Origin of the sequence: Marilutibacter maris (assembly GCF_006546735.2) — a bacterium.
In the GTDB taxonomy this organism is placed as follows: domain Bacteria; phylum Pseudomonadota; class Gammaproteobacteria; order Xanthomonadales; family Xanthomonadaceae; genus Marilutibacter; species Marilutibacter maris.
The window spans coordinates 1-3,404 of record NZ_VICD02000341.1 but is presented as its reverse complement, the minus strand read 5'-3'; the positions used below and the strand labels follow the sequence as shown (position 1 = coordinate 3,404).

At 72.7% G+C, this 3,404-nt stretch carries 4 protein-coding genes and 1 pseudogene; 2 read left to right on the top strand and 3 right to left on the bottom strand.

Annotated elements, in window-relative coordinates; genetic code table 11:
• Window positions 1-723: pseudogene (locus tag FKV24_RS19420) on the top strand (peptidase M14); the annotation flags it as partial.
• 122 nt (window positions 724-845) lie between these two features.
• Window positions 846-1,967 (top strand): YbaY family lipoprotein, encoded by a 1,122-nt coding sequence (locus tag FKV24_RS18860; RefSeq protein ID WP_170288381.1) that lies wholly within the window; start codon window positions 846-848, stop codon window positions 1,965-1,967.
• An 85-nt stretch (window positions 1,968-2,052) separates the two neighbouring features.
• On the opposite strand, the gene thpR is transcribed toward FKV24_RS18860, so the two are convergent.
• The 3 genes from thpR to FKV24_RS18845 all read right to left on the bottom strand — a co-directional run.
• Window positions 2,053-2,646 (bottom strand): RNA 2',3'-cyclic phosphodiesterase, encoded by a 594-nt coding sequence (gene thpR / locus FKV24_RS18855; protein ID WP_141483490.1) that lies wholly within the window; start codon window positions 2,644-2,646, stop codon window positions 2,053-2,055.
• On the bottom strand, window positions 2,643-3,197 hold the full coding sequence (locus FKV24_RS18850) for an SRPBCC family protein (protein WP_141483489.1): 555 nt from the start codon (window positions 3,195-3,197) through the stop codon (window positions 2,643-2,645). Before FKV24_RS18850 ends, thpR begins: the two co-directional genes overlap by 4 nt.
• Window positions 3,198-3,263: 66 nt before the next feature.
• On the bottom strand, window positions 3,264-3,404 hold a 141-nt coding region (locus tag FKV24_RS18845; protein WP_141483488.1), incomplete at its 5' end, for a hypothetical protein.

Sequence of the window (3,404 nt, the reverse complement as noted above, 5' to 3'; positions counted from 1 at the left end):
GAGCAGGCGCGCACGATCGAATTCCGCGGCTACGCCTATACCCGCACGCCGTCCGAGGTCTCCGGCGCGCTGATGACCCGCTACGACGAGACCACGCCGCAGGTCTGGAAGATCCCGCTGCGCGACCGGATCGTGCCCGACAAGGTCGCGACGGTGCCGGCCGGCGGCTATATCGTGCCGGTCGAGCACGCGGCGATGGTCGCGGCCCTGCTCGAGGTGCACGGACTGCGCCATGTCCGCCTGGACGCCCCACTGTCGCGGGCCCCGGTCGAAGTGTTCCGCGCCACCAGCAGCGAGTTCGCGACCCAGCCGCTGGAGGGCCATCAGCGCGTGAGCATCGACGGCGACTGGACGCCGGCCACCCGCGACGTCCGCGCCGGCGCCCTGTTCGTGCCCTCGGCCCAGCCCGGCATCCGCCTGGCGATGGCCCTGCTGGAGCCGCGCGCCCCGGACGCGCTGGCGGCCTGGGGCGAGTTCAACAACGCCTTCGAGCGCAAGGAATACATGGAGGACTACGTCGCCGAGGAGGTCGCCCGGCAGATGCTGGCCAGCGACCCGGCGGTGAAGGCGGAATTCGAGCGCCGACTGCGCGAGGACGAAGCGTTCGCCGCCGATCCGCGCGCACGGCTGGACTTCTTCTACCGCCGCCACGCCTCCTGGGACGACCGCCACGGGCTGTACCCGGTGATGCGTACCGCACGGGTGCCGGCCGGCGCCCACTGACGGCCCCCGCCACCGTCGCCGCGGCTTCAGCCGGCGCGGCGACGGTGGCGATGACATCGCCACCACGTCACGGCCCCGATACTGGCGCGCCCGGCCCCTCCGGGCCGTCCCCAGGAGTATCCATGCCGTCGTTTCGCCGTTCTCCCCCGATCCTGTCCATCCTCGCACTGGCCACGAGCCTCGCCCTGGCCGGCTGCCAGCCGGATCCGGGCGCGCCGGCGCCCTCGACGGCCGGCAACAGCGACAACGCAGGCCAGGCGGCCCCGGCCCGGTCCCGCATCGTGGGCAGCGCGCTCTACCGCGAGCGGATCGCGACGCCGCCCGGGGCCTATCTGCGGGTGCAACTGATCGACAACCTGCTGGCCGACACGCCCAAGGCGGTCCTGGCCGAAACCCGGGTCGAGAACATCGGCCCGCCGCCGATCGGCTTCGAGCTGGACTACGACCCGGCCAGCCTCCGCGACGATGGCCAGTACGGCCTGCACGCGTCGCTGTACGGCCCCGACGAGAGCCTGTTGTTCGTCACCGACGTCCGCCACGCGCTCCAGCCCGGCAGCGAAGCGCCAGTCGAGCTGCTGCTCCGGCACGTGGCCGCCGGCAGCGGCACCGACGCCACCGCGGCTGTCGCCAACGGGGCTCTCACCAACGGAGCTCTCATCAACGAAGCCGTCGCCGCCAACACCGGGCAGCGCCGTCACTGGCAATGCGGCGAACTGCGGGTGGATGCCGATCTCGACGCCACCACCGGCGATACCACGCTGTCCTTCTCCGGCCGCCGACTGGTACTGGCGCAGACGCCGGCCGCGTCCGGCACCCGCCATGCCGACGATGCCGGCAACGAGTTCCGCAGCAAGGGCGAGAACGCGGTGCTGACCCTGGCCGGCCGGCCGCAGCTCGAATGCACCTTGTCCGACACGCCGTCGTCGTGGACCCAGGCCGCCGATCGCGGGATCGGCTTCCGCGCCGCCGGCAACGAACCGGGCTGGTGGATCGAGGTCGGCATGGGCGAGTCGCCCGCGATCACCGCGACCCTGGACTACGGCGAGCGGGTCCTGGAGATCGCCCACGCCCGCCCCGACGGCGCCGGCTACACCGGAACCACGGCCGACGGCGTCGAACTCAGACTGGAGATCGACCGCCGCCCCTGCACCGACGGCATGAGCGGCGAGGCCTTCGAGGCCGGCGCCAGGCTCCAGGTGGGCGGCAAGGGCTACCGGGGTTGCGGCGCCTTCCTGTTCGACTGAGCGTCGCCGGCACACGGGCAAGGCCGTGCGCGTCGTGGCTTGCCACGGCTTCGCTCCTCCGGGGCCTGGCGGTCAACCGCCGCCGTCAACGCGACAGCGGCCACTCGCCGGCGATCGTGTAGGCGTGGTTGTGCTGGATGTCGCTGCGGATCAGCACGATGCGGTCGACCTGCCAGTGGATCGGCGGGTCGATCGCGGAGGTGTCCCAGGGCCTGCGGCAATCGCGGGCGACGGTGACGTGGGGCACCAGCGCCTGCCCCTTGCGGAACTTCACCCCGCTGTGCAGCAGCGCCCGGTCCAGCGCCCCGCGCAAGGCATGCAGGGGCGTCGGTGCGGTGTCGCAGCCCAGCCAGCAGACCCGCGCCGGCGCGAACCCACCGGCGATGTCCAGCGACATTTCGAACGCGTCCGTGGCGGCGCAGGCCGCCTCGGCGGCGGCGCTGGCGGCGTCCAGTTCGCGTGCGTGTTGCCGCGGCCACTCGCCCAGCCAGCGCAGGGTCAGGTGGAAGCGGTGCGGACGCAGCCGGCGGCCGTCATGCGGCTGCGTCGACTCGGCCGCATCCGCGGCGCGCTCGATCCGGGCGCGGGTCGCGTCGTCCGGCCACAGCGCGAAGAACAGGCTGTGACGCGGGGTCGGATCCGGCGTCTCGAAACCGGCCAGTTGCGGCTGCACGCTCATCGATCGCCGCCGCCGGCGGCCCCGCCCTCCGCACGCAGATAATCGGCCAGCCCACCCAGTTGCATGGCCTGGACCTTGTCGACGACCGGGGCGAAGCCGGCCAGGTCGTCCGGTGCATAACCGCCGGCCCGGTAGAACAGGGTGATCCGGGTCGCGCCCTCGCCCGCCTCGGCCAGGCGGAACTCCAGCACGCCGTCCACGCCCATGCCCTGCAGCGGGCCCAGACCGCCGGTCATCCGCAACAGCTTGCCGGGCTCGACGAACACCACCTGCATGTGCCGGGCCTGGCGATCGTCGGCGATCTCGCAGAAGCAGCCGCCGGCGCGCGGCTCGATCCGCAACCGCGATTGCGCGCCCCACCAGGTGTGGCCCTTCGGCCACCAGCGATCGACCTCGCCGACCAGGGCCCGCCACGCGGTGTCGGCGTCGACCGCGACCTCGACACTGTTCTCCAGGGTGAAGCCATCCGCGGCCGAGTCCTTGACCTCGGCCGTGGCGGTGCCGCCCAGGCAGAGCAGCAACAGCGTTGCGACGCGGATACGCAGCTTCATGTGCGGACCTCCAATGGCGAATACGGCTAGGGTACGCCAGCGCCCGTCCGACGGCGACGCGGCGCCTCAGCCGGTGGCGTCCTCCAGCTCGCCCCAACGCGCATAGGCGGCATCGAGCTCGGCCTGGGTCCGGGCGACCTCGTCGGTATGCTCGGCGACCCGGGCCTGATCGCGCTGGAAGAAGGCCGGGTCGTTCATCGCCTCGCT